A 24,856-nucleotide genomic window follows, 5' to 3' on the forward strand; every position below is an offset into this window, starting at 1 on the left:
CCGACACCCCGCTGGGTGTCGGCCCTTTCGCGCGTACCCCTGGTCAGCGCTCTTCGGTGTTGCCGTCGCTGTGCGGGTGGCGCCAGCGCTCGTGCGGCTTCGGCGCGTCCTCGGCGTCCTGCGGCGGGTCGGACTGCTCGAAGCTCGGCCGGCGGACGCCCTCGGGCTCCGGCACGTCCACCGGCCGGGCCCCGGAGCGCGGCGCGGGCTGGTAGTCGACAGCGTCGCGCGCGCCGTGCGCGCCCTCGGCGGCCGGCGACTCCGGGGCGTGGTGCTCCATCCGGAACTCCTCGGCGAGGTGCTGTGGCGGCTTGGTGGTGCGCTGCGGCAGGTCGCGGCCCAGATCGGCGACGAGGGGGCCGTACTTCAGGTCGAACGCCGGACGTTCGGAGCGGATCCGGGGCATCCGGTCGAAGTTACGCAGGGGCGGCGGGCAGCTGGTGGCCCATTCGAGGGAGTTGCCGAAGCCCCAGGGGTCGTCCACCGTCACCATCGCCCCGTACCGCCAGGACTTCCAGGCGTTGTAGATGAAGAACAGGGTGGACAGGCCGAGGATGAACGAGAAGATCGTGGAGATGGTGTTCAGAGTGGTGAAGCCGTCGGTGGGCAGGTAGTCGGCGTACCGGCGTGGCATGCCCTCGTTGCCCAGCCAGTGGTGCACGAGGAAGGTGCCGTGGAAGCCGATGAACATGGTCCAGAAGTGCGCCTTGCCGAGCCGCTCGTCGAGCAGCCGCCCGGTCATCTTCGGCCACCAGAAGTAGTAGCCGCCGAACAGGGCGAAGACCACGGTGCCGAACACCACGTAGTGGAAGTGCGCCACCACGAAGTAGCTGTCGTGGGTGTGCCAGTCGACCGGCGGGCTGGCCAGCAGGACGCCGGTGAGGCCACCGAGCAGGAAGGTGACCAGGAAGCCGATGGCGAACAGCATCGGCGTCTCGAAGGTGAGCTGACCCTTCCACATGGTGCCGATCCAGTTGAAGAACTTCACACCGGTGGGCACCGCGATCAGGTAGCTCAGGATACTGAAGAACGGCAGCAGCACCTGGCCGGTGGCGAACATGTGGTGCGCCCAGACCGTCATCGACAGCACGGTGATGGCGATGGTGGCCAGCACGATCCCGGTGTAGCCGAAGAGCGGCTTGCGGGAGAAGACCGGGATGATCTCGGTGATGATGCCGAAGAACGGCAACGCGATGATGTACACCTCGGGGTGGCCGAAGAACCAGAACAGGTGCTGCCAGAGCATGGGGCCGCCGGTGGCCGCGTCGTACACGTGCGCGTTGAGCAATCGGTCGGCCGAGAGCGCCAGCAGCGCGGCGGCCAGCAGCGGGAAGACGAGGATCACCAGCACGCTGGTGAACAGCATGTTCCAGGTGAAGATCGGCATTCGGAACATGGTCATGCCGGGGGCGCGCAGGGTCAGGATCGTCGTGATCAGGTTGACCGCGCCGAGGATGGTGCCGAGCCCGGAGACGACCAGGCCGAGCACCCACATGTTCGCGCCCACTCCGGGGCTGTTCTCGACACTGCTCAGTGGGGTGTACGCGGTCCAGCCGAAGTCCGCCGACCCCTGCGGGGTGAGGAAGCCGCCGACCACCATCAGCCCGCCGAAGAGGTAAAGCCAGTAGGCGAGCGCGTTGAGGCGGGGGAACGACACGTCCGGCGCGCCGATCTGGATCGGCACGATGTAGTTGGCGAACCCGAACGCCGCGGGCGTGGCGAAGAGCAGCAGCATCACCGCGCCGTGCGAGGTGAAGAGCTGGTTGTACTGCTCCGGGGACAGGATCTGCATCCCCGGGCGGGCCAGTTCGGCCCGCATCACCATCGCCTCCAGGCCGGCCAACAGGAAGAAGCCGAAGGAGGTCAGCAGATACAGCAGGCCGATCTGCTTGTGGTCGGTAGTGGCCAGGAACTTGATCAACGAGCTGCCGGGAACCGGTGCGCGTACCGGTCCGGGGAAGCCCCCGAAGCGGGCCGGTGCCAGGATCGCCGGGCCCCGATCTCGACCGGGTTCCGTGGTTACCCGCTTGGGCATGGCTGCTCACCCCGTCGTGACGGCAGAAAGGACGGGCGTGCCTACCCGACCCTCGCACCATGTAACCAGGCCAGAGCGGTAAATTCGGTCAGAACGCTGGTACCGGGCGCAAGCGCCTCGAACGCTCAGGTTGCCGGCAGCATCGCCCAGACGGCCTTGCCCTGACCGGCCGGCACGCTGCCCCACCGCTGGGTCAGCTCCCGGACCAGCATCAACCCTCGCCCACCCTCGGCGTGCAGGTCCGTCCCACCCGCACGGGCCTCGGCGCTGCTGCCGTCCACCACGGCCAGGTGCAGATACGGCCGGCGCAGGGTCACCGTCACCTGCATCGGCGTGCCGGCGTGGCGCACCACGTTGCCGACCAGCTCGCTGAGCACCAACGCGGCCGGGCCGGACGCGTCGGGCAGGTTCCACCGCGCGCACGCCTCGGTGACCAGCTCCCGGGCCCGCCGGCAGGCCCCGGCCACCGGCTCCAGCCGGGCCCGCATCCGCAACGGAGACGTCGTGCCGGCCAACCGGGTCGCCTCGGCGCAGTCCGCGGAGACCGGAAGCACCCGGCACGTGGTCGACTCGGCCAGCCATCGGGCGGCGATCGGCGACGGGGAGCAGAGCAGCACCGGCACCGCCGGCCACTCCTCGGCCCGGCGGGCTGTCGCGGCGAACACCGACAGCGCCAACCGGTCCTCCACGCGCACCCCGGCCATGTCGACCACCAGCGCCTCCGGCTGGTCGACCAACGCGTCGCTGAGCGCCTGGTGCACCGAGCGCATCGTGCCCAGGTGCAGGGGGCCGGTGAGCCGGACGACCGCCACCGGTGCGGTGGTACGCACCTCGCAGGTGATCCCGCTCGACATCGGCGCCTCAATTCGCTGCTCTGGGTCGGGATCTGCCAACTACCCGAGGCCGCTCCCGATCAAACCGGACCGACGGCGGGGCGAGGCAGGTCACGTCGCCGCGACCCCAGGTCAGCGACGAGGCCGGCCGGTCAGGACGCCCAGGGCGATCATGCCGACGCCGAGCCCCAGATGCAGCCAGCCGTCGGCGTCGTTGACCGGCAGCACGTTCGCCCCGGTGTCGTGGTCCACCGCCAGCCCGTAGAGCCAGAGCACCAGATAGACCGCGCCGCCGCCGATCAGGAACGCCCGAGCGCCGGTGACCGTCCGGGCCAGCAGCAGACCCACCACCCCGTACGCCAGATGCACCAGGTTGTGCAGCACCGACACCTGGAAGACGCCGAACAGGTACGCGCCCGAGTCGTGGCCGGCGAAGCGCAGCGCGTCCATGCCGGTGGTGATCCCCGGCACGAAGCCGAGCACGCCGACCAGCAGGAACAGCACGCCCACCGTCGCCGCCGCGCGACGGACCGGCGGTTTGCCGTCGGCCGGGTTGGGTCGGGCCCGGGAGTGCGCCATCGGTCCGACCATTCCGGGCTCCTCGTCGCGCGGCGGGCATGAGCGCTGCCGGCTACCCGCCCGTGCGACCGGCAAACCGGTTGGCACCGCCACCGGTCAGGCCGGCAGCAACCTCGGGGCGCTCGCCGACTGCCGGACCCGCTCGTACAGCTCGACGTAACGCTGTGCCATCACCGCAGGCGTGAAGCGCTGCGCGGCCACCCGCCGGCACTCGTCGGGGTCGAGCAGCTCGGCGGCGAGGACGAGGTCACCCAACTCCTCCTCGTCGGCGGTGAGCAGCCCGGTACGGCCATGCTCGATCAGCTCCGGCAGGCAACCCCGGGAGGTGGCCACCACCGGCGTACCCAGGGCGAGCGACTCGACGACAGCAGTGCCGCCCGGCTCCTCCCACCGCAGCGGGAACAGCGACGCGCGGGCGCTGGCGAGCAGATCGTCGCGCTCCTGGCCGGCCACGGTGCCGACCCAGCGGACCAGGTCGCCGTCGACGTGCGGTGCCACCTCGTCGAGGAAGAACCGCACGTCCGGGTTCTGCCGGGCCTCGTCGCCGGCAGCGGCCAGGTCGGCTGGCCGGTGGTACGGGCCGACGGGGCCGGCCAGCACCAGCGGAATACCGACCCGGTGCGCGAGGCGGGCACCCACGTCCTGCCCCTTGCCCGGGTTGATCCGGCCGAGGATGAGCAGGTGCTCGCCCTTGTCCGGTCGGGGTCGCCGGTCGGCGTCGACGGCGAGCGGCGTGGACAGGTGCACGTGCCCCACCGAGTGCTCCCGCAGCGCCAGCGGGGCGCGGGCCAGCTGCGACGCGGAGACGCCGTTGACCCGGACCCGGTCGCCGCCGTCCAGGCTGCCGTAGAGCGCCGGGTGCTTGGCCAGGTCCCAGTGCAGGGTGTGCAGGGTCGGCGGCCCGGACGGCCCCATCGCGGCGAGGGTGGCCAGCCCGACCGCCTCGACGTGATCGTGCACCAGGTCGATGTCGTCGCGGGAGTGCAGCTCCCGGACCACCCCGGCCAGGTGCGCCTGGGCGATTCCGCAGACCTGGTTGTACGGCCGCTGCAATGCGGCGAACTGCCCGTCGGCGAAGACCGAGACCTGCTCGTCCACCGGCAGGGTGCTGCTGCCCACCGAGGCGAGCACCACCCGTACGCCCAGTCGCCGCAGCTCGGGCACCAGCGTGGCGATGACGTTCTCGATGCCGCCGTAACCGGGCGGCGGCACCGACAGCCACGGGCCGGCGTTCATCAGCACGGTGAGGCTCCTGGCGCTCACGCGGCGGCCACCCGGCGGCGGGGCACCCGGTGGCGCAGTTCGGCCAACGGCGGGCGTTCCTCGATGGACACGTCGCTGACCACGATCTCGCGGTCCAGGTTCGGCAGGGTGTCGGAACCACCGCGACGGAACTGGGTCAGCAACGACTCCGGCGCGAACCCGGGGGTCGCCCAGCCGCGCCGTTGCAGCCGGGTCCAGGCCGTCAGCATGATCTGCGCGGACATCCGGCCCAGGGCGGCGGTGTCCTGGTGGCGGTGCTTGCGCTCACCGAGGTCGACCTGCGCGAGCGCGTCCAGGCCGACCAGGTCGAGCAGGTCGATCATCATGGCCGTCTCCACCCCGTACCCGGAGACGAACGGCACCTGGGCCAGCACGTCCCGGCGGCCCGCGTACTCGCCGGCAAGCGGCTGCACGAAGCCGGCCAGCTCGGGCCAGAAGAGATTCAGCAGCGGTCGGGCCATCAACTCGGTCACCCGGCCCCCGCCGTCCTGCTCCACGCTGGCTGTGCCCACCAGAGGGCGGTGGTAGAAGCCCTTCACGAAGTCGACAGACGGGTCGGTCAACAGCGGCCCGAGCAGCCCGCTCACGAAGTGCGGCCGGAACTCCCGCAGGTCGGCGTCGATGAACGCCACCACGTCTCCCTCTGCGGCGGCCAGCCCTGCCCAGAGTGCGTCGCCCTTGCCGGTCAGCCGGGGCAACCCCCGGGTCATCGCGTCCTGGCTGACCACCTCCGCGCCGGCGGCACGGGCCACCTGCGCGGTCCGGTCCGTCGAGCGGGAATCCACCACGATCAGCTCGTCGACCAGTGCGACCCGATCCATCAGGTGCTCCCGGATCGTCGACACGATCGCGCCGACGGTGGCCTCCTCGTTGCGCGCCGGCAGCACCACGCTGACCCGGGTCTCACCCTTGGCGCGCATCAGCCGACGGGTCGGCCAGTCGGCCGCCGCCGTCGTCCGGTACGTAGCCCACGCCTCGACCACAGGCGACACAGTCGATGTCATATCCCGCACGGGCACCCCTCCGTTCGTGCGTGGAAAAACCGAATTTGGTTGTTCCCATTCCTCATCACCCGCTAACCGCATTCTCGGCAACAGCTTGATCACAGAGGTGACGACAATTCGTTCCCGGGCGATGAACGTTTGATTGCGCACAGCTCAGGGGACTGCTCCCATCGCAGATGAAAAGTCTTCGAAGGGGTGTGGGGATGCGGAACTGTCGGGTGGGGCTGGTTGGTGCCGGCGGCGTGGCACAGCGTCATGCGCGGGTGCTGGCCGAGTTCGACGACGTCGAGCTGGTTGGGGTCACCGACGTGGCGCCGGAGGCGGCGTCCGCGCTGGCCGCCCAGCACGGCGGGCGGGCCTTCGCCGACGTCGCCGCGCTGCTGGCCGCCGATCTGGACGCCGTGTACGTCTGCGTGCCACCGTTCGCGCACGGCCCCGCCGAGGAGGCGGTGATCGAGGCCGGGGTGCCGATGTTCGTGGAGAAGCCCGTCGCGGTCGACCTGAGCACCGCCGAGCGGATCGCCGACCTGGTCGCGCGGCGAGGGCTGCGCACCGCCGTCGGCCACCACTGGCGCTACCTGAGCGTGCTCGACCAGGCCCGCGACCTGCTCGCCGACCGTCCGGTGCGAATGGTCAGCGGCGCCTGGCTGGACAAGGTGCCCCCGGTGGCGTGGTGGTCGCGGCGGGACCGCTCCGGCGGGCCGGTGGTCGAGCAGGCCGCCCACGTGCTCGACCTGATCCGCGTGCTGGCCGGCGAGGTCACCGAGGTCACCGCGTACGGCAACGGCACCCCACCGCCGGTCGACGGCGCCGACATCGACTCGGTGACCACCGCCGCGCTGCGCTTCGCCGACGGCGCGGTCGGCACGCTCAGCGCCGCCTGCGTCCTCGGCTGGAAGCACCGCGCCGGCCTGGAGATCCTCGCCGACGGACTGGCCCTCGCGATCACCGAGGAAGGGCTGTCGATCCGCGACGCCGACGGCGAACGACACGTCCCCGCCGACCCGGAAGCCGCCCGGGTGGCGGTGGACCGCGCGTTCGTCGACGCCGTGCGCGGCATCGGCGACGACGTGCGCGTCCCGTACGCCGAGGCCCTCGCCACCCAGCGCCTGGCCCTCGCGGTGGCCGACTCGGCCCGTACCGGCACCACGGTGCGGCTCGCCACCGCGACCGCGCCGGCAGTGCTCGCCACCGGGGTGGCAGTCGATGCGTGACAAGGTCGTGGTGGTCACCGGCCCCGGCCGGGTCGACCTGGTCGAGCAGGACGCCGCCCCGCTGCGCCCCGGCACGTTCCGGGTCGAGACGCTGTTCAGCGGTGTCTCCGCCGGCACCGAGCTGAGCTACGTCAAGGGCACGAACCCCTACCTGAACGTCACCTGGAACCCCGACCTGGGCCTGTTCCAGCCGGGCGCGGCCAGCACGCCCTACCCGGTGACCCGACTCGGCTACATGCAGGTCGGCCGGGTGGTGGAGAGCGAGACCCCGGCCGTCGCGGTGGGCACGGTCGGCGCGATGACGTACGGGCACCGCACCGGCTGGCTGGCCGACCCGGTCGCCGAACGGTTCGTGGCGCTGCCCGACGACCTGGACCCTCTGCTCGGCGTCTACGTCGCGCACATGGGCCCGATCTGCGCCAACGGTCTGCTGCACGCCGCCGCCGACCTGCACGGCACCGACGTCCGCACGCTCGGCGACGGGGTACGCGGCCGACGGGTCGCCGTCGTCGGCGCCGGTGTCGTGGCGCTGCTGACGGCGTTGTTCGCCCGACGCAACGGCGCCGCGTCGGTGGTGGTGCTCGACCCCACCCCGCACCGCCGCCAGGTCGCCGAGGCGCTCGGTCTGGAAACCCTCGACCCCGACGCGGACGACCCGGCGGTGGTGCTCAAGACCCGTTGGGCGCACACCGCCGGCGACCGGGGTGCCGATGTGGTGTTCCAGTGCCGGGGGCAGGCGTGGGCGCTGCACCTCGCCCTGCGGCTGCTGCGGCCCCAGGGCACCGTCATCGACCTCGCCTTCTACCAGGGCGGCGCGGACGCGGTCCGCCTCGGTGAGGAGTTCCACCACAACGGGCTGTCGCTGCGCTGCGCCCAGATCGGCCGGGTGCCTCGCGGGCTCGCGCCCACCTGGGACCGCGAACGGCTCTCCGCCGAGACCGTCGACCTGCTCCGGACGTACGGCGACGCGATCCGTAAGCATCTCGTCTCGGCGGTGGTGCCGTTCGACGAGGCGCCCGCCCTCCTCACCGACCTGGCCGAGCGTCGTCGCCAGGAGCTTCAGGTGGTGCTCGCCACCTGAGCCGCCGTCGCCGCGTGCCGAGGGCGGCTACCGTTCGCGACATGAGCACCGTGCAGGAACGGCCGGTTCCCGGCGACACCTCGACCGACCGGCCGGCCGGCGGCAGCCCCGCGGGCCGGCCGGTCGGCCTGGCCGCGTTGCTGCCGTACCTGCGGGAGCACCGCGGCACCCTGGTCGTGGTGGGCGCGCTGTCGCTGATCGGCTCGGCGGCGTCGCTGGCGCAGCCGCTGCTCACCCGGTCGGTGCTCGAGCGGATCGGCGCCGAGCAGGGCGTGTCCCGGCTGGTGGCGGTGCTGGTGGCCCTCGTGATTTTCGGCGCGGCGATCGGTGGGCTGCGCGACTACCTGCTGCAACGCACCGCCGAAGGAGTGGTGCTGGGCACCCGGCGGCGGCTCGCCGGCCACCTGCTGCGGCTGCCCATCGCCGAGTACGACCGCCGCCGCACGGGCGACCTGCTCTCCCGGGTCGGCTCGGACACCACACTGCTGCGCGCCGTCGTCACCTCCGGGCTGTTCGAGACGGTCACCGGGGCGGTGACGGTGGTCGGCGCCGGCACGGCCATGGTGCTGCTCGACCCGCTGCTGTTCGGCGTCACCCTGCTCGGGGTGGCGCTGGGGCTGATCTTCGCCGCCACCTTCGCCCGCCGGGTCCGGGCGCTCGCCCGGGTCGCCCAGGAGCGGATCGGCGAGATGACCTCGGCGGTGGAGCGGGCCATCTCGGCGGCCCGGACGATCCGGGCCAGCCGCGCCGAGACCCGGGAGACGCAGACCGTCACCGGCAGCGCGCGCGAGGCGTACGCGGCGGGGCTGCGGGTGGCCCGGGTGCAGGCGTTGGTCGGCCCGATCGGCTCGGTCACCGTGCAGGGCGCGTTCCTGCTGGTGCTCGGCATCGGCGGGGCGCGGGTCGCGGCCGGGGCGATCTCGGTCGGTGACCTGGTCGCGTTCGTCATGTACCTGTTCCTGCTGGCGCTGCCGTTGGGGCAGGTGCTGCGGGCGTACACCCAGTTGCAGTCCGGCCTCGGCGCTCTCCAGCGGATCGAGGAGATCCTGGCCGTCCCCGCGGAGGGCGCGGACGACCGGCCGGCGCCCGGCAGCGCGACGGCGACCCCGCGCCGCCCGACCCCGATGATCGAGTTCGACCGGGTCAGCTTCGGCTACCCGGGCGGCGAGCCGGTGCTGCACGAGGTCAGCTTCGCGGTCGCCGCCAGCACCCGGACCGCCCTGGTCGGTCCGTCCGGCGCCGGCAAGTCCACACTGCTGGCCCTGGTCGAGCGCTTCTACGAGGTGAGCGCCGGCGCGGTCCGCCTCGACGGCACCGACGTACGGGACCTGCCCCGCGACGCGCTGCGGGCCCGACTCGGCTACGTCGAGCAGGAGGCTCCGGTGCTGGCCGGCACGCTGCGGGAGAACCTTCTGATCACCACACCGGACGCCAGCGACGACCGGTTGCGCGACGTCCTGGACGAGGTCAACCTGGGCCACCTGACGCAGCGCACCCCCCTCGGCCTCGACGTGCAGGTGGGCGAGGGCGGAGTGCTGCTCTCCGGAGGTGAGCGGCAGCGGCTGGCCATCGCCCGCGCGCTGCTCGCCGGCCCGCCGGTGCTGCTGCTCGACGAGCCGACCAGCAACCTCGACTCCCGCAACGAGGTCGCGCTGCGCCGCGCCATCGACGCCGTGGCCGTCCGCCGGACCCTGTTGATCGTGGCGCACCGGCTCGCCACCGTGGTCGACGCCGACCAGATCGTCGTCCTCGACGGCGGCCGGGTGGTGGCAGTGGGTACCCACGCCGAACTGACCGCCACCGACCCGCTGTACCGGGAACTCGCCAGTCACCAACTGCTGGTCGGGTGACCGACGCCCGGTCGCGGCGAACTTGCCGGGCGACCGGGCCGCGCACGCCGGCCAGAATCGCGTACCGTTGCCGCTCATGGGTGTGTCGCAACGGTTCAAGAGCAAGTTCCGGCGGTTCCTCCAGCGCCCCGGCTCGACCGTGGATCTTGCTCCGCTGGAGAAACTGCTCCCGGCGATCGAGGCGCGCGAGGCTGAGCTCACCGCGCTCGACGATGCCGAGCTGACCGCGGCCGCGGGTGCCGCCGCCGGTTACGAGGAGATCTGCGCCGTCGGCCGTGAGGCCGCCCGCCGCGGCCTCGACCAGCGGCCGTACGACGTGCAGCTGCTCGGCGCGATGTCGCTGCTCTCCGGCAAGGTCGCCGAGATGGCCACCGGTGAGGGCAAGACACTGACCGCGACGATCGCCGCGTACGGGCACGTCCGGCTCGGTAACGGCCCGGTGCACGTGCTGACCATCAACGACTATCTGGCCCGCCGCGACGCCCAGTGGATGGAGCCGGTCTACACCCTGCTCGGCCTCACCGTCGGCTGGGTCAACGAAGCCTCCACCCCGCAGGAGCGGCGCGACGCGTACGCCTGCGACGTCACCTACGTCTCGGTCAGCGAGGCGGGCTTCGACTACCTGCGCGACCAGCTGGTCACCGACGTGGAAGACCGGGTGCAGCCCGCGCTGACCACCGCCATCGTCGACGAAGCCGACTCGATCATGATCGACGAGGCCCGGGTGCCGATGGTCCTGGCCGGCGCGGTGCCGGGCGAGCAGGACCCGGTGCACGCCGCCGCCGCGCTCGTTCGTGGCCTGCGCAAGGGCAAGCACTACACGGTCGCCGAGGACGGGCGCAGCGTGGCGTTCACCTCCGCCGGCCTGGCCGCCATGGAGGCCAAGCTCGGCATCGACCTGTACGACGAGGAGCACGTCGAGCAGCTCTCCGCTGTCAACGTGGCGCTGCACGCGCACGCCCTGCTGCACCGTGACGTGGACTACATCGTCCGGGACGGCTCCGTCGAGCTGGTCGACGAGATGCGCGGCCGGGTGGCCCAGCGCCGCCGCTGGCCGGACGGTCTCCAGGCCGCTGTCGAGGCCAAGGAGGGGCTGGACGCCACCGCCGAGGGCGAGGTGCTCGGCACCATCGCCATGCAGGCGTACATCGCGCTCTACCCGAAGGTGTGCGGGATGACCGCCACCGCGGTGCTCGTCGGCGACCAACTGCGGGAGTTCTTCAACCTCGAGGTCGCGGTGATCCCGCCGAACACCCCGTGCATCCGCGAGGACGAGCCGGACCGCATCTACGCCACCCGGGCGGAGAAGGACGAGGCGCTCGTCGACGAGATCCAGCGCGCGCACGCCAAGGGGCGGCCGGTGCTGATCGGCACCCTGGACGTCAAGGAGTCCGAGGGGCTCGCCGCCGGGCTGAACGCCGCCGGGGTGCCGTGCGTCGTGCTGAACGCCAAGAACGACGACGAAGAGGCCACGATCATCGCCGAGGCCGGCGCGTACGGCGCGGTCACCGTCTCCACCCAGATGGCCGGCCGTGGCGTCGACATCCGCCTCGGCGGCAGCGACCAGACCGACCAGGAGCGGGTCGCCGAGCTGGGCGGGCTCTACGTGATCGGCAGCGGCCGGCACGACAGCCGCCGGGTGGACGACCAGTTGCGTGGTCGGGCCGGCCGGCAGGGCGACCCGGGCGGCTCGGTCTTCTTCGTCAGCCTGGAGGACGACCTCGTCGTCCGGCACGCCGCCGACTCGGTGCCGGCGTCGCCGCGGATGAACGCCGACGGTCTGGTGACCGACGAGCAGGTCGACTACGCGGTGGAGCACGCCCAGCGGGTCGCCGAGGGCGTCAACCACGAGATCCACCGCAACACCTGGCGCTACAGCGTGGTCATCGAGCAGCAGCGCAAGGCCCTTGCCGCGCGCCGAGAGCGACTGCTGACCAGCGACGTGGCCGCGGTGATGCTGCTGGAGAAGGAGCCCGAGAAGGCCGGCGAGATGGACGAGGACCTGCTCGCCCGTGCCGCCCGGTCGATCGCGCTCTTCCACCTGGACCGGCTCTGGGCCGAGCACCTGGCCGAGCTGTCCGAGGTCCGCGAGGGCGTGCACCTGCGCGCGCTCGGCCGGCTCGACCCGCTGGACGAGTTCCACCGGGCCGCGGTGCCGGCGTTCAACGACCTGATCCCGGAGATCGAGGCCCGCACCATCGCCACCTTCACCGAGACCGAATTCGATGAGGACTGGCAGCCCGACGACGGCACCCTGGTCCGGCCCACCGCGACCTGGACATACCTCGTGCACGACAACCCGTTCGGGTCCGAGCTCGACCGTCTGATCGCGTCGATCGGGCGGCGGCTCGGCGGCGGCTCGCGCTGACGTTTCGACCGTCGGGGCCCCGACCGCGCTTCCGCGCGCGACCGGGGCCCCGATTTACGCCGTTTCGACCCAGGTTTCCCAGGGTAGTAGGGCTGGTCGGTCGAGTCGGGAGAGAGCAGACGATGACACAGGCGACGAAGCGTACCGGTCAGGCGCGAGACGGCACGGAGGCTGCGAACCGGTGAACCTCGACACGCGGGAACCGGTGGTGCACACCCTTGGTGTGCTGGAAGCAGCCGCACTGTTGCGGGAGCTGACTGCCGGGCTGATCGCCCTGACCGACTTTGATGAGGCGCTGCTGGCCCTGGTCCGCGTCACGCGGGACGCCCTCGCCGGGGTGCGCTGGTGCGGGTTCACCGCCCTGCGGGCCGGCGAGCCGGCCGGGGTGGCCGCCTCCGACGACGGGCTGGCCGGGCTGGACGACCTGCGACACGGGCCGGACACTCCGGCGATGAGCGCGATCCATCTCCGCGAGATGATCCTCGCCGCCGACCTGACCGGTGAGCCCCGCTGGCCGGCCTGGACGGCGCACGCCCGCGACCTCGGCGTACGCGGGGTGATCTCCGCGCCGGTCGACATCGACGACCAGGTCATCGGGGCGATCAACCTGTACGCCGCCGCGCCGGACCTGCTGACCCCGCAACACCAGTTGACCGCCATGCTGCTCGCCGAACACGCCGGTCTGCTGCTCGCCGCCGTCCGTGACCGCAACCGACAGCTCACCCTTGCCGGTGAACGGGACGCCTCACTCCTGCACGACGGGGTGGTGGGCCAGGCCGTCGGCGTCATCATGACGCAGCGCGGGTGCCCTCCGGCCGAGGCCCTCGACGTGCTGCGGACCGCCGCCTCGTCGCTGGACATCCCGCTGCGCGAGGTGGCCGAGCGCCTGGTCCGGACGGTCTCCCGCCAACGCGACAACTGACCCCGGCCGGCATCTCCACCGTGGCGCCGCCCGTGAGTCCTTGAACCCGCGGGTGTCGCAGTCGCGCGGACGCCCCGACTTCCGGGAAGCCGAGTCGATCAGAGCTGGTCCGGCGGCGGCTCCGGTGCCCGTTCTTTCTGCTGCCGGCGAGTCGGGCGGCATCGTTTCGTCGCGACCGCCCTCGGGTAGCACTCTGGTCAGGTGAGCTGCGCCGACCCGGGGGAGGACCGATGCAGAGCCGGCTGCGGGTGCAGGGGCATCCGATCCAACCAATGCTCGTGACGTTCCCGCTCGGGCTCTTCGTCAGCGCCACCGTCTTCGACCTCACCGACGTCGTCGGCGGGCCCGCGTTCCTCGGCGAGGTCGGCTACTGGACGGGCGTCGCCGCGCTCGTCGCCGCCGCCCTGACCGCCGTGGCCGGCATGATCGACCTGTGGGACGTGCCGGGCGACCGTACCCGCCGCACCGCTGTCGCCTTCAACCTGGTGAACGCGCTGATGGCAGCCATGTTCCTGCTCACCTGCCTGGTCCGGTCACAATCCCCGCAGCACGGCGCGTCGGTCCCGATCCTGGCCACCGAGCTGGTCGCGTTGGCCGTCGGCGCGGTCGGCGTGCACCTGGGCGCACGGCTGATGCGTCAGTTCGACAGCGGACGTACCGAGACCGGCGGTCTGGACGCGCTCGCCGGCATCCGTACGGCTGGTCGGCCCACGATCCGCTGACACCTTCGCTCCCGAAGATCTCGCGCCTGCCACCTGGGCCCCGCATGGCACCGCTCACACCGCGCTTCGCCAGCTCGTGTGCTTTCCCCGGGCAGACCTGGCCGAGCCGCACGACATGGGCCCCGAAGGCGCTCGGATCCTCCAGACCGCGCGTGAGGAGCAGAGGCTCACGGGCACCTCGGCCGGGCGGCGCAATTGGGTTGCCGGCCGGGTGACCGGCCGCGAGGCTGACCGCCATGACCGCTGAGCGTGACGCCGAGGACTTGATCGCAGAGGCAGCCGCCGCGCCCGTCGATGGTTGGGGCTTCGACTGGCTGGCCGGCCGGGCCACCGAGGAGCGTCCACCCTGGGGGTACGCCCGGCTGGTCGCCGACCGGATGGCGCGGGCCGACGCGGCGCTGGACGTGGACACCGGCGGCGGGGAGGTGCTCGCCGAAGTGCCGCGTCCCCCACAATTGCTGACGGCGACCGAGGCGTGGCCGCCGAACGTGGAGGTCGCCCGCCGGACCCTGCGTCGGGTCGGCGCGTCGGTGGTCGCGGTCGCCCCGGACGGGCCGCTGCCGTTTCGCGACGCCTCGTTCGACCTGGTGGTCAGCCGGCATCCGGTGCGTACCGACTGGGTTCAGACGGCGCGGGTGCTGCGACCCGGCGGGACGTTCCTGTCCCAGCAGATCGGCGCCGGCACCATGCGGGAGCTGAGTGAGGCGATCCTCGGGCCGTTGCCACCGCCGACCCAGCGGCACCCCGAACACGCGGTCGCCGCCGCCGAGGCCGCTGGCCTGCGAGTTGTCGACCTGCGGCGGGCCACGCTGCGGGCGACGTTCGCCGACATCGGCGCGGTGGTCTGGTTCCTGCGCAAGGTGATCTGGACCGTGCCCGGGTTCACCGTCGACGGCTACCGCGCACCTCTGCGCGACCTCCACCACCGCATCGCCGAAGAGGGCCCTTTCGTCGCCCACGCCCAACGCTTCCTCATCGAAGCCACCCACCCCTGAACCACCCGTCCCCGCCCCGCCCCCGCCAGACCCCGCCCCCGCACGAGCCCCCGATACGCGTCGATCTTGCACTTTCTGTCCCGGCAAAAGCCGTCCAGAAGGGCAATCCGACCACCGAAACTGCAAGATCGGCGAGGCGAGGGCGGGGCGGGGGCGGGTGGGGTGGGGTTAGTGGGGGTGGGTTTGGTGGTGGGTTGCCAGGACGTCGGCGCCGAAGTCGCTGGCGGGGCGGCGCAGCACGGTGTGCGCGTGGTTGCCGTCCGCTGTGGTGTTGTCGTACTCGATCAGCAGGTCGTCGCCCTGCACCCGGTAGTAGTGCCGCCGCCCGGGGTGGGTCGGGCCGGCCCAGGCGAAGTGCAACGGGCCGGAGTCCAGTCGGTTCGCTTCCCGGATGGCCAGCTCGGGCGGCAACCGGTCGAGGTAGAGGGCGACCACCTGGTCGAGCAGGGCGCGGCCGGTCGGTCCCAGCCGCTGCGCCGGTACGCCGAGGGGCTCCAGCGGCCCGTCGACCCGCCCACGGGTGGCGCTGATGATGTCCGCCGGCGCCTCGTCGGCGATGATCGCGGCGGCCCGCTCGGCGGGGCCCAGCGCGTCGAGCAGGGCGCGGGCCAGGTCCTCTTCGACACCGAGTGGGCGGGAGACCGGCCGGCCGGCGTAGCGGACCGCGGCCGGGTTGGCGCCGAAGAAGATCGGCGCGGGGGAGACCTGACCGTCCACCACTGTCATGTTCACCGACAGGTGGTGCCCTTCGAGTCGCCACGCCCAACGGTCGTCGCGCGCGGGGTCACCGAACACGGCCACCCAGTAGTCGGCGCTGTGCCGCCCGCGCTGCCAGCCCTCGGCCCGGTCCAGCACCTCCTCCAGCGAGATGATCGCCATCGCCTGTGCGTACGCCGAGGGGCTGAGCGCGGTGGCCAGCAACCGGTGCGCGGCCTTGCGGGCGGTGACGTCGAGTTCGGCGAGGCAGACGCCCGGTCGGGGTCGGGGCCGGTATTCCAGCCAACGTCGGGCGGCCTCGTCGTCGAACGAGTGCGCGGCGCTCTCTCGGGCGGCGGGGTCGAGCGCGGTCAGCAGCGCGGTCGCGGACGCCCGCATCTGCTCCGGCAGGGGATCTTCCACCGACCCTGTATACCGGCCGGCCGTGCCGGTGTCAGCCGACGCGCAGCAGCTCTGTCATCTCCGGCAGGTCGAAGAAGCGCGCCGTCTCGATGGCCGACGGGTTGCCGTGTGCCGGATCCGCGCCGGCGGCGAGGAGTGCGCGGACCGCTTCGGCGCTGCTGCGGAAGACCGCCGCTGCCAACGCGGTCTGACCTCGGTCGTTGGCTCGGGTGTGGTCGGCGCCGCGGCTGAGCAGGGCGGCCACCGTGTCCGGGTGGGAGTGGTACGCGGCCAGGATGAGCAGCGTGTCGCCCTTGTCGTTGGTGAGGTTGACCGGCAGGCCGGCGTCGATCTGCGCCGCCAGGTCGTCGGTGGCGCCGGCACGGGCCAGGTCGAACATCCGGTGCGCGAACGCCAGCGTCTCGGCGTCGAGGTTCTCGGTCACCGTTCCAGGTTAGTCACTTCGGTCCTGATAGGTTGCTCGGCCGGTGTGCAGGGTGAGGGGTCCGATGGGTGAGACGGTGTACGTGGGCAACGCGGGCGTCGACGGGGCCACCAACGCTGGTTGGTTGCTCGGGCACTTCGCGCCGCCGGGGGAGATCCGGCACAGCACCGACGTCGAGGTGAAGTGGGGCGTGCATCCGCCCGGGCAGGCCCGGGCGCGGTGGGCGACCGGCGAGGTGCGCACCACTCTGCTCGTACTCGTCGAGGGGTGTTTCCGGGTGGAGTTGCCGGACCGGACGGTACGGCTGGCCGCTCCGGGCGACTACGTGGTGTGGGCGCGTGGGGTGGACCATTCCTGGTTCGCCGAGCGCGCGTCGGTGGTGTTGACAGTGCGCTGGCCCTCGTTGCCGGGCTACCGCACGGACCCGCCGGTGCTGCGCTGATTCACCCGAGCGGATGACCTGCGTCCCATCAGACGGAATTACCTACTAAACCTATAGGCTTTGCCGTCTAGAGTACGAGGGCACCCCGCCGAACGACCCGCGAGGAACCGCCATGACGCACCACCGTCCGGAGCCCGACCTGCTCACCGTTGCCGCCGGGTGGGCCGACCCGGCCGGCTGGCCGGTCGCGCTGCGCTTCGATCCCGCCGAGCGCTGGTACGCCCGCCTCGCCGTCGGCGACGAACACGAGGTGTGGGCGCTGAGCTGGCTGCCCGGGCAGGGCACCGACCTGCACGACCACGGCGGCTCCTCCGGAGCGTTCCGGGTGGTCAGCGGCGTGCTCACCGAGGAGACGGTCAGCGCCGGCCGACTGCGCCCCCGACTGTTGCCGGCCGGTGCGGGCCGCCGCTTCGGCCCCCGGCACGTGCACCAGGTGACCAACCGGGGCGTCGATCCGGCGGTCAGCGTGCACGTCTACCGGCCGGCGCTGCTGCGGATGACCCGCTATCACCTCCTCGACGGGCGGCTGCGGGTCGCCGAGGTCGCCGAGGCCGGTCGGTCCTGGTAGTCGCGCGCCCCGAGAACCCCCTGTCACCGGAAGGAATCCGATAATGCAGACAACCGCCGAGCACTGTCCCGCCCCCGTGCCGCCACCGGGCTCCCGGGGCATCGACGAGATCCTGGCCGCCGCGCGGGCCCGGCTGCGCCGGCTGGACCCGGAGCGGGCGCACCTCGCGTACCGGAGCGGAGCGCTGCTCGTCGACATCCGCCCGGCGGCACAGCGGGCCGCGCACGGCGTGGTGCCGGGCTCTCTCATCGTCGAACGCAACGTGCTGGAGTGGCGCTTCGACCCACGCTGCGCGGCCCGGCTGCCGGAGGCCGTCGACTACGACGTGCCGGTGGTGATCCTCTGTCAGGAGGGCTACACCTCGTCGCTGGCCGCCGCCGCGTTGCAGGACGTCGGCCTGCACCGGGCCACCGATGTGGTCGGTGGGTTCGCGGCCTGGCGCATCGCCGGCCTACCGGCCCTCGGCCCGACCCCACTGCACCACCCTTCACCCCTCGCGTCCCCGGTCAACGCCGGGTGGGCGCGCCGCTGACCGTCACGCCACACCCGGCGTGGCGCGCGTACCGCCACTCAGGAGGCACCATGTCCGTCGTCGCCATCCCCACGCGCCGTCACCCCGGCGTGCGCCCGTCGGCCCGTCCGCGCACCAGCCCGACCCTCACCATCACCCTCGACCTCGTCCCCGGGCCGCTGAGCCCTCGCCTGGCCCGGCTCGTGCAGCTGCTCGGCGAGCTGGCCGAATCGGGGGAGGGTCAACTGCGTGCCGTGGAGGAGCCCGCGTCGGGGCCGCGACCGGCCCCGCGCCCTGCCGCACCGGACCACGTCCGCATCCTGGCCGGCTCGCGGATGGTCCGCCAGGGTGACCGGGTCATCGCGCTGACCCGCATCGAGTACGAGCTGCTGCTGTTCCTGGCCGAGCGGCCCCGCCGGGTGTTCACCCGACTGCAACTGCTCTCCAGCGTCTGGGGCTACGAGCACGCGGTGGCCCGGACGGTGGACGTGCACGTCCGTCGGCTGCGCGCCAAGCTGGCCGGCTCGGAGGTGGTCACCACCGTCTACGGCGTCGGCTACCGGCTGGCCGACGAGGCCCTGATCAGCGTGGATCACAGCAGCTGAGCCCTGGTGCGGAGGCGACGTGACCGCCTGGTGAACCGGTCGGGGACCCCCGTAACGGGGCATGTCGACGACTCTGCTGTAATCATCAGGACTCGTACGCAGAGCGAGCATCCGGCTCCGATGCGTTCGTCAATTGTCACATTCATGCAACGTAGCCGCCTCTTGACCCTCGCCCAGGCGCCGGGAAGCATCGATGAAGCGGCGTCCCGGGCCGTGGGGAGATACCCGGACCAGCCCAAGGAGGACCATGTCGGTCAGCCCCGCCTCGTCGCGTGCCGGATGGCATACGTCCCAACCCGCGGTGCCCGGTCGACCTCCCGGCGGCCAGCGTCGCCCGGCGAACACCGCCGCGCCCGTGCTCACTGTGACGCTGTCCATCCCGCTGGCCTGTGAGGAGTCGCTGACCCCGGCGGCACGCCGGCTGTTGGAGGCCGCTCGCGAGATGCTGGAGCGGGGCGAAGGCGTGATCATCGGCTCGGTCCCGACCGAACGCCGCCCCGACCAGGCGCCCGCCAACCGGTCGCCGGCCCGCCCGATCAGCCCGACCATTCCCGCCCTGCACATCCTCGCCTCGTCGCGCTCGGTGCTGCGCGACGAGGAGCCGCTGCCGCTGACCCGGCTGGAGTTCGACCTGCTGCTGCACCTGGTCGCCCACCCGCGCCGGGTGTTCACCCGCCTGCAACTGCTCAACGCCGTGTGGGGCTACGAGCACGCCGGCGTGCGCACCGTCGACGTGCACGTGCGTCGGCTTCGCGGCAAGGTCGGCGTCGACGTCCCACTGGTCACCACCGTCTACGGCGTGGGTTACCGGCTGGCCGACGACGCCCGGGTCACCATCGACCGCAGCGGCTGACCGGCGACACCCACGTACCCGGCGCGGGGCAGGATGGTCCGGTGCGCATCCGCCCCATCTCGCCCGACCTGCTCGTCACCGAGCTGACCGGCCGGCTGGCCGACGCGGCGACCCGCGCCGCGAGCGCCGCCGCCGGGCCCGCGCGGCTGCGGGTGGCGGTGGACGGCGCCCCCGCCGCCGGCGCCGACGAACTGGCCGCGGCGCTGGTCGACCCGCTGCGCGCGCAGGGCCATCCGGTGCTGCACGTCCGCGCCACCGACTTCCTGCGCCCCGCGTCGCTGCGCTTCGAGCTGGGGCGCACCAACCCCGACTCCTTCTACGAGGCCTGGGTCGACGAGGCCGGGCTGCGCCGGGAGGTGCTCGACCCGGCCGCCGCCGGCGGCAGCGGCCGGCTGCTCCCGTCGCTCTGGGACGCCGACGCCGACCGGGCCAGCCGTGCCCGATACGTCGACCTGGCACCCGGCGGTGTCGTCCTGGTCAGCGGCTCACTGCTGCTCGGCGGCGGCCTGCCCTTCGACGTGACCGTCCACCTGGAGTTGTCCCCGGCGGCGCTTCGCCGACGCACCGAAGCGGCCCAGCAGTGGGCGCTGCCGGCCTTCGACCGGTACGCCGAGGAGGTCGTCCCGGCGAGCTTCGCCGACGTCGTGGTACGCGCCGACGACCCCCGCCGACCGGCGCTCGTGGAGCCCGGCGACGACGACTGACAACAACCGAGAATTTGTCGGTTTGCCCGGCCGGTCCGGCGGGTACTCGCCCGGCTCACAGAGCACGGGTGATCGCCCGCGCACCGAACGCGACCGTGACCGGGGCCCCGCGCCGCCGGCACCCGGTTCACCTTGTGCCACAGGCCCAGGAAAGGCAGGCAGCGATGCTCGTCCACGACACGGTCGGTACGGCCCGGTCCCAGACGGAGATCGACCAGATCCGACAGTCGCTCCAGGCGCGCTACGACGAGCTGACCGCGGAGTACGACCAGGCGGTGCTCCAGAGCCAGGTGCTGCGGCTGGTGGAGGTCGGCGACACCGCCGGCGACGACCAGGCCGACAGCGGTACCAAGACGGCCGAGCGGGACACCGCCCAGTCCCTGTTGCGCACCATCCTCGACCGCCGCGCCCAGTACGAGCACGCCCTTGGCCGGCTCGAGGAGGGCACCTACGGCTGGTGCGAGGGCTGCTCGGCGGCGATCCCGGTGGAGCGGCTGGAGATCTTCCCGTCCGCCACCACCTGTGTGACGTGCAAGCAGACTCGCGAGCGGCGGGCGGCCTGAGCCACCCCAGCGGTTGCCGGTCGGTCCCGGACGCGGTGGACTTCAGCCATGGGTGACATCCTCGTGGGCACCGCTTCCTGGACCGACCGCACACTGCTGGACTCGGGGTGGTATCCGCAGACCGCCGACACCCCGGAGAAGCGGCTGGCCTACTACGCCAAGCAGTTCCCGCTGGTCGAAGTGGACGCCACCTACTACTCGCCGCCCGCCGAGGCGACCGCGCGGCTGTGGGCCGAACGCACCCCGGCCGGCTTCACCTTCAACGTCAAGGCGTTCAGCCTGCTGACCGGGCACCCCACCCGGGTCAGCGCGCTCTACAAGGACCTGCGCCCGGAGACCGACAAGAAGAACGTCTACCCCGACGACCTGCCCGCGCAGTCGTACGAGGAGGTGTGGACGCGTTTCCTGTCCGCACTGGACCCACTGGTCGAGGCCGACAAGTTGGGCGCGCTGCTGTTCCAGTTCCCACCCTGGTTCACCATCAAGCGGGCCAACAAGCAGTACCTGCTGGAGGTGGCGAAGCGCTGCGCGCCGCTGCGCCCGGTGTACGAGTTCCGGCACGCCTCCTGGTTCGACGGCGACAACGCCGACGAGACCCTGGCCTTTCTGCGCGAGCACAAACTGCCGTACGTCTGCGTGGACATGCCGCAGGGCCACCGTTCGTCGCTGCCCCCGGTGCTGGCCGCCACCGCGGACCTCGCGGTCATGCGCTTCCACGGGCACAGCGACAAGTGGACCAGCAAGGACATCCACGAGAAGTTCGGCTACCACTACTCCCAGCGCGAGTTGGCCGACTGGGCGCCGAAGCTGCGCGAGCTCGCCGACGAGGCAGGCCAGACCCACGTGCTCATGAACAACTGCTACCGCGACTACGCGCAGACCAACGCCACGACCCTCGCGGCTCTCCTCGACGTCGACTGACCTCACCCGATCAGGGTGGGGACGACTCACCCCACCCGCCGGCAGGGTGGACGCGGTGGGTTCGGCCGTCCACGGGCGGCCGACGCCGGAGACGACACGGAGGTGACGGGGATGACGGTTCGAGTGGTGACGGATCGACGGCGTGGTGCCGTCCTGCACGTGGTCGGCACGGCCGACAACGCCCGGCGCGCGCCACAGGGCAGCCCGGTGCGGGCCCGCCGTGGCCCGGTGGGGCCGCCGCGCCGCGCCGACGACCGACGGTGGGACACCACGGAACGGGGGTCGACCGATGGCTGACTCGATGATCTCGGCGTTCGAGTCCTCGCTGGACAAGACGAACCTCATTCTCAAGGACATCGAGAATGCGTACGGCTGGCCGAAGGAACGGCGCAACCAGTCGTACGCGGCCCTGCGCACGGTGCTGCACCTGCTGCGCGACCGGCTGCCGGTGGACGAGAGCGTGGAGTTCGCCCAACAGTTGCCGGTGTTGGTACGGGGCATCTACTTCGATGGCTGGGTGCCGTCCGACGTGCCGATCAAGCTCAACCGTGACGACTTCCTCTACGAGGTTCGGCAGGGCTTCCCGTACGACGCGGAGGGTGGCCCGGAGCGGGTGACGCAGGTGGTGCTGGACACGCTGCGCCGCCACGTCACCCAGGGTGAGTGGCAGGACGTGAAGGACACCATGCCCAAGGACCTCGCCACGATGATGCCGTGACGGTCTGACACACCGCGAGCCCGCCCGACCGCTGTCGGGCGGGCTCAGTCGTCCTCGGCGGGCACCCGCGACACCGGGTGCCCGGCCCGGCGGGCGAGCGCGGCGAACGCCACGGCGTCCACGATCGCGGCCCCGCCCGGATCGTTGTTGAAGTAGACGTACGCCGGCTCGTCGGCACCGAAGGCGTCGGTCAGCCGACCCACCCAGGACCGCAGCGCGGCCCGACCGTAACGCGGCCACGGCCGTGCCCGCCCCTCGTGCAGCCGCAGGTAGCCGAAGTCGGTGGTGCGCCAGCGGGGGGCGACCGGGCGGCCCAGCCGATCCGCCCAGACCAGCGCTGCCCGACGCCGTTCGAGGACCGCACGGGTGGCGTCGGTCCACCAGGAGGGGTGCCGGGGCTCGACCGCTACCCGCACCTGCGTCGGGAACAGTCGCAACGTCGCGTCCAGCGCCTCCACGTCCGCCCGCAGGTTCGGTGGCAGTTGCAGCAGCACCGGGCCGAGCCGGTCACCGAGCGCGGTGGCGCGGCCGAGGAACCGGGCCACCGGCTCCTCCGGGTCACGCAGTCGCCTGATGTGGGTGAGGTAGCGGCTCATCTTCACCGCGACGCAGAAATCAGCCGGGGTGCGCGCCCGCCAGGCGGCGAAGGTGTCCCGCTCGGGCAACCGGTAGAAGGCGTTGTTGACCTCGACCGTGGCGAACCCGGCTGCGAAGTGCTCCAACCAGAGCCGCTGCGGCAACCCCTGCGGATAGAAGCGCCCGCGCCAGTCCCGGTACTGCCAGCCGGACGTGCCCACCAGGATCACCCACCCATCCTGGCACTCTCCGCCGCGGCTCGCGAACTGCCCGTGTCGCCCCGGTTCGGCGTCTACGGTGAGGGTTAGAGAAGATCGCGCGTGGGGTACCACCCGCAACACGACGGACCCCGGCGTACGGCGGGGCGGCACACCCGAGGGAGTACCGATGGCACTCAACGATGACGACATGCAGACCACCGGCGGCGGCGGCGCGGAGGGTCCGGCCGACGGCGGCGCGACCCCCGGTCAGCACGACGGTGGCGCCGACGGCGGCGCGGAGGGTCCCGCCGATGGTGGTGCCACCCCCGGTCAGCACGACGGTGGCGCCGACGGCGGCGCGGAGGGTCCCGCCGATGGTGGTGCCACCCCCGGTCAGCACGACGGTGGCGCCGATGGCAGCGCGGAGGGTCCCGCCGATGGCGGTGCCACCCCGGGCCAGCAGGACGGTGGCGCTGACGGCAGCGCCCGGTAGCGGCTCGCAATGACCTACCTCGACCCGCCGGGCGGCCACCACGGTCGCCCGGCGGTTGCGTCCGCCGAGGCCACCGCGGCGCTGGCCCGATGCGTCTCGGTCGAACCGGCCAAGTTCGCCGCCGCGCACTGGGGGCACACCCCGCTGCTGTCCCGAGCCGCCGAACTGCCCGACCCGGCCGGCTTCACCGACCTGCTCAGCCCCGCCGACGCCGACGAGTTGCTGAGCCGGCGCGGTCTGCGTACCCCGTTCCTGCGCGTCGCCAAGGACGGCCAGCTGGTCGCGGCTTCGCGCTGGACCGGCGGTGGCGGCGCGGGCGCCGAGATCGGCGACCAGGTGCTCGACGAGCGGGTCCTGGAGCAGTACGCGTCCGGGGCCACCCTCGTGTTGCAGGGGTTGCACCGGATCTGGCCGCCGCTCGTCGACTTCGCCCGCGACCTGGGCCTCGCGCTCAACCAGCCGTTGCAGATCAACGCCTACCTGACCCCGGCCGGCAGCCAGGGCTTCGCCACCCACTACGACACCCACGACGTGTTCGTGCTCCAGGTCGACGGCCGCAAGCACTGGCGGATCCACCCGCCGGTCCTGCCCGACCCGTTGGAGAAGCAGCCGTGGGGTGGACGCGCCGACGAGGTCTCCGCCACCGCGCAGGGTCCGGCCGCGCTGGACGTGGTGCTCGCCCCCGGTGACGCCCTCTACCTGCCCCGGGGGTGGCTGCACAGCGCGCAGGCACAGGACGCCAGCTCGCTGCACCTGACCGTGGGCATTCGCGCGCTCACCCGCTACGCCCTGGTCGAGGAGCTGCTGGCGCTGTCCGCCGAGGACCAGCGACTGCGGGCCAGCCTGCCGTTCGGCACCGACGTCGCGGACCCGGACGCCATCGAGCCGGAGCTGACCGAGACCGTGGAGGCGCTGCGGGACTGGCTGCTGCGCGCCGACCCGAGCGCCGTCGCCGCGCGATTGCGCCAGCGCGCCTGGCCGGCCGCCCGCCCGGCGCCGATCCGACCGCTCGCCCAGGCCGACGCGCTGGCCACACTGGACGCCGACTCCCGGCTCACCCTGCGGCCGGGCCTGCGTTGGCAGCTTGTGCCGCACGGGTCGGACAGCGTGGCGCTGCGGCTCTTCGACCGCACCATCACCCTTCCGGCGACCTGCGAGCCGGCCGCCCGTGCCCTGCTCAGCGGAGTGGTCACCCGGGTCGGCGACCTGCCCGGCCTGCCCGACGACGCCGACCGGGTCACCCTGGCCCGCCGTCTGCTCCGCGAGGCCGTCCTGATCCCGGCCTGACCGGTC

General features: G+C 72.5%; 27 protein-coding genes. 19 read left to right on the forward strand and 8 right to left on the reverse strand.

What is annotated here, in order from left to right:
* Nucleotides 1-43 precede the first annotated feature (43 nt).
* The 5 genes from ctaD to AB0B68_RS06170 all read right to left on the reverse strand — a co-directional run bounded on the left by ctaD (nucleotide 44) and on the right by AB0B68_RS06170 (nucleotide 5,723).
* The gene (gene ctaD, locus AB0B68_RS06150; protein WP_357258130.1) at nucleotides 44-2,035 is read right to left on the reverse strand and encodes a cytochrome c oxidase subunit I; all 1,992 of its coding nucleotides are present in this window, start codon (nucleotides 2,033-2,035) and stop codon (nucleotides 44-46) included.
* 125 nt (nucleotides 2,036-2,160) lie between these two features.
* On the reverse strand, nucleotides 2,161-2,889 hold the full coding sequence (locus AB0B68_RS06155; RefSeq protein WP_357204186.1) for an ATP-binding protein: 729 nt from the start codon (nucleotides 2,887-2,889) through the stop codon (nucleotides 2,161-2,163).
* A gap of 111 nt (nucleotides 2,890-3,000) precedes the next feature.
* Nucleotides 3,001-3,459, reverse strand: coding sequence for a DUF4383 domain-containing protein (locus tag AB0B68_RS06160; protein WP_328654569.1), 459 nt, complete (start codon nucleotides 3,457-3,459; stop codon nucleotides 3,001-3,003).
* Between the two features lie 84 nt (nucleotides 3,460-3,543).
* Nucleotides 3,544-4,683 carry a glycosyltransferase gene (locus tag AB0B68_RS06165; RefSeq protein WP_357204216.1) on the reverse strand — a complete coding sequence of 380 codons (1,140 nt, stop codon included), beginning with the start codon at nucleotides 4,681-4,683 and terminating at the stop codon, nucleotides 3,544-3,546.
* A 23-nt stretch (nucleotides 4,684-4,706) separates the two neighbouring features.
* Complete coding sequence (locus tag AB0B68_RS06170) at nucleotides 4,707-5,723, reverse strand: glucosyl-3-phosphoglycerate synthase (RefSeq protein WP_355007873.1); 1,017 nt, start codon at nucleotides 5,721-5,723, stop codon at nucleotides 4,707-4,709.
* Nucleotides 5,724-5,917: 194 nt separating this feature from the next.
* Here AB0B68_RS06170 and AB0B68_RS06175 point away from each other — a divergent pair, with 194 nt between their 5' ends.
* The 7 genes from AB0B68_RS06175 (at nucleotide 5,918) to AB0B68_RS06205 (ending at nucleotide 14,866) form a co-directional block, all read left to right on the forward strand.
* Complete coding sequence (locus AB0B68_RS06175; RefSeq protein WP_357204189.1) at nucleotides 5,918-6,928, forward strand: Gfo/Idh/MocA family oxidoreductase; 1,011 nt, start codon at nucleotides 5,918-5,920, stop codon at nucleotides 6,926-6,928.
* Nucleotides 6,921-8,009, forward strand: a complete 1,089-nt coding sequence (locus AB0B68_RS06180; RefSeq protein WP_357204191.1) for a zinc-binding alcohol dehydrogenase — start codon at nucleotides 6,921-6,923, stop codon at nucleotides 8,007-8,009. Before AB0B68_RS06175 ends, AB0B68_RS06180 begins: the two co-directional genes overlap by 8 nt.
* 41 nt (nucleotides 8,010-8,050) lie before the next feature.
* Entirely contained in the window at nucleotides 8,051-9,859 is a 1,809-nt protein-coding gene (locus tag AB0B68_RS06185) for an ABC transporter ATP-binding protein (protein WP_357258132.1), read from the forward strand.
* A 76-nt stretch (nucleotides 9,860-9,935) separates the two neighbouring features.
* Complete coding sequence (secA2, locus tag AB0B68_RS06190) at nucleotides 9,936-12,227, forward strand: accessory Sec system translocase SecA2 (protein ID WP_357204195.1); 2,292 nt, start codon at nucleotides 9,936-9,938, stop codon at nucleotides 12,225-12,227.
* A gap of 181 nt (nucleotides 12,228-12,408) precedes the next feature.
* Complete coding sequence (locus tag AB0B68_RS06195) at nucleotides 12,409-13,149, forward strand: GAF and ANTAR domain-containing protein (RefSeq protein WP_357204197.1); 741 nt, start codon at nucleotides 12,409-12,411, stop codon at nucleotides 13,147-13,149.
* Nucleotides 13,150-13,379: 230 nt separating this feature from the next.
* Nucleotides 13,380-13,871, forward strand: a complete 492-nt coding sequence (locus AB0B68_RS06200; protein WP_357204199.1) for a DUF2231 domain-containing protein — start codon at nucleotides 13,380-13,382, stop codon at nucleotides 13,869-13,871.
* Nucleotides 13,872-14,107: 236 nt separating this feature from the next.
* Nucleotides 14,108-14,866: a class I SAM-dependent methyltransferase gene (locus AB0B68_RS06205; protein WP_357204201.1), complete on the forward strand. Its 759-nt coding sequence runs from the start codon at nucleotides 14,108-14,110 to the stop codon at nucleotides 14,864-14,866.
* A 168-nt stretch (nucleotides 14,867-15,034) separates the two neighbouring features.
* On the opposite strand, the gene AB0B68_RS06210 is transcribed toward AB0B68_RS06205, so the two are convergent.
* Together AB0B68_RS06210 and AB0B68_RS06215 are read right to left on the reverse strand one after the other, a co-directional pair.
* Nucleotides 15,035-15,985, reverse strand: coding sequence for a DUF3500 domain-containing protein (locus AB0B68_RS06210; protein WP_357258134.1), 951 nt, complete (start codon nucleotides 15,983-15,985; stop codon nucleotides 15,035-15,037).
* A 31-nt stretch (nucleotides 15,986-16,016) separates the two neighbouring features.
* Entirely contained in the window at nucleotides 16,017-16,409 is a 393-nt protein-coding gene (locus AB0B68_RS06215) for an ankyrin repeat domain-containing protein (RefSeq protein WP_357204205.1), read from the reverse strand.
* Between the two features lie 64 nt (nucleotides 16,410-16,473).
* Here AB0B68_RS06215 and AB0B68_RS06220 point away from each other — a divergent pair, with 64 nt between their 5' ends.
* The 10 genes from AB0B68_RS06220 (at nucleotide 16,474) to AB0B68_RS06265 (ending at nucleotide 22,294) form a co-directional block, all read left to right on the forward strand.
* Nucleotides 16,474-16,851, forward strand: a complete 378-nt coding sequence (locus AB0B68_RS06220; RefSeq protein WP_357204206.1) for a signal peptidase I — start codon at nucleotides 16,474-16,476, stop codon at nucleotides 16,849-16,851.
* Between the two features lie 112 nt (nucleotides 16,852-16,963).
* A complete protein-coding gene (locus tag AB0B68_RS06225; protein ID WP_357204208.1) occupies nucleotides 16,964-17,419 on the forward strand; it encodes a cysteine dioxygenase family protein in 456 nt (151 codons plus the stop codon).
* A gap of 43 nt (nucleotides 17,420-17,462) precedes the next feature.
* Entirely contained in the window at nucleotides 17,463-17,951 is a 489-nt protein-coding gene (locus AB0B68_RS06230; RefSeq protein ID WP_357258136.1) for a rhodanese-like domain-containing protein, read from the forward strand.
* A 50-nt stretch (nucleotides 17,952-18,001) separates the two neighbouring features.
* Nucleotides 18,002-18,535 carry a winged helix-turn-helix domain-containing protein gene (locus AB0B68_RS06235; RefSeq protein WP_357204212.1) on the forward strand — a complete coding sequence of 178 codons (534 nt, stop codon included), beginning with the start codon at nucleotides 18,002-18,004 and terminating at the stop codon, nucleotides 18,533-18,535.
* A 247-nt stretch (nucleotides 18,536-18,782) separates the two neighbouring features.
* The gene (locus tag AB0B68_RS06240) at nucleotides 18,783-19,388 is read left to right on the forward strand and encodes a winged helix-turn-helix domain-containing protein (RefSeq protein WP_355007887.1); all 606 of its coding nucleotides are present in this window, start codon (nucleotides 18,783-18,785) and stop codon (nucleotides 19,386-19,388) included.
* Nucleotides 19,389-19,429: 41 nt separating this feature from the next.
* Nucleotides 19,430-20,092, forward strand: coding sequence for a uridine kinase (locus tag AB0B68_RS06245; protein WP_357258138.1), 663 nt, complete (start codon nucleotides 19,430-19,432; stop codon nucleotides 20,090-20,092).
* Between the two features lie 164 nt (nucleotides 20,093-20,256).
* Nucleotides 20,257-20,655 carry a TraR/DksA C4-type zinc finger protein gene (locus AB0B68_RS06250; protein WP_124823205.1) on the forward strand — a complete coding sequence of 133 codons (399 nt, stop codon included), beginning with the start codon at nucleotides 20,257-20,259 and terminating at the stop codon, nucleotides 20,653-20,655.
* Nucleotides 20,656-20,703: 48 nt separating this feature from the next.
* Nucleotides 20,704-21,576 carry a DUF72 domain-containing protein gene (locus AB0B68_RS06255; protein ID WP_357258140.1) on the forward strand — a complete coding sequence of 291 codons (873 nt, stop codon included), beginning with the start codon at nucleotides 20,704-20,706 and terminating at the stop codon, nucleotides 21,574-21,576.
* Nucleotides 21,577-21,687: 111 nt separating this feature from the next.
* Nucleotides 21,688-21,873 carry a hypothetical protein gene (locus AB0B68_RS06260; protein ID WP_112676583.1) on the forward strand — a complete coding sequence of 62 codons (186 nt, stop codon included), beginning with the start codon at nucleotides 21,688-21,690 and terminating at the stop codon, nucleotides 21,871-21,873.
* Nucleotides 21,866-22,294: a DUF2267 domain-containing protein gene (locus AB0B68_RS06265; protein ID WP_347661067.1), complete on the forward strand. Its 429-nt coding sequence runs from the start codon at nucleotides 21,866-21,868 to the stop codon at nucleotides 22,292-22,294. The genes AB0B68_RS06260 and AB0B68_RS06265 overlap by 8 nt, the downstream gene beginning before the upstream one ends.
* A 44-nt stretch (nucleotides 22,295-22,338) precedes the next feature.
* On the opposite strand, the gene AB0B68_RS06270 is transcribed toward AB0B68_RS06265, so the two are convergent.
* On the reverse strand, nucleotides 22,339-23,100 hold the full coding sequence (locus AB0B68_RS06270) for a DUF72 domain-containing protein (RefSeq protein ID WP_357258143.1): 762 nt from the start codon (nucleotides 23,098-23,100) through the stop codon (nucleotides 22,339-22,341).
* Nucleotides 23,101-23,257: 157 nt separating this feature from the next.
* Between AB0B68_RS06270 and AB0B68_RS06275 the strand changes: the two genes are divergently transcribed.
* On the forward strand, nucleotides 23,258-23,563 hold the full coding sequence (locus tag AB0B68_RS06275) for a hypothetical protein (protein WP_357258145.1): 306 nt from the start codon (nucleotides 23,258-23,260) through the stop codon (nucleotides 23,561-23,563).
* Nucleotides 23,564-23,572: 9 nt separating this feature from the next.
* Nucleotides 23,573-24,850, forward strand: coding sequence for a cupin domain-containing protein (locus AB0B68_RS06280; protein ID WP_357258147.1), 1,278 nt, complete (start codon nucleotides 23,573-23,575; stop codon nucleotides 24,848-24,850).
* Nucleotides 24,851-24,856 lie beyond the last annotated feature (6 nt).

The sequence above is a fragment of the Micromonospora sp. NPDC049049 genome (genome assembly GCF_040649115.1).
In the GTDB taxonomy this organism is placed as follows: domain Bacteria; phylum Actinomycetota; class Actinomycetes; order Mycobacteriales; family Micromonosporaceae; genus Micromonospora.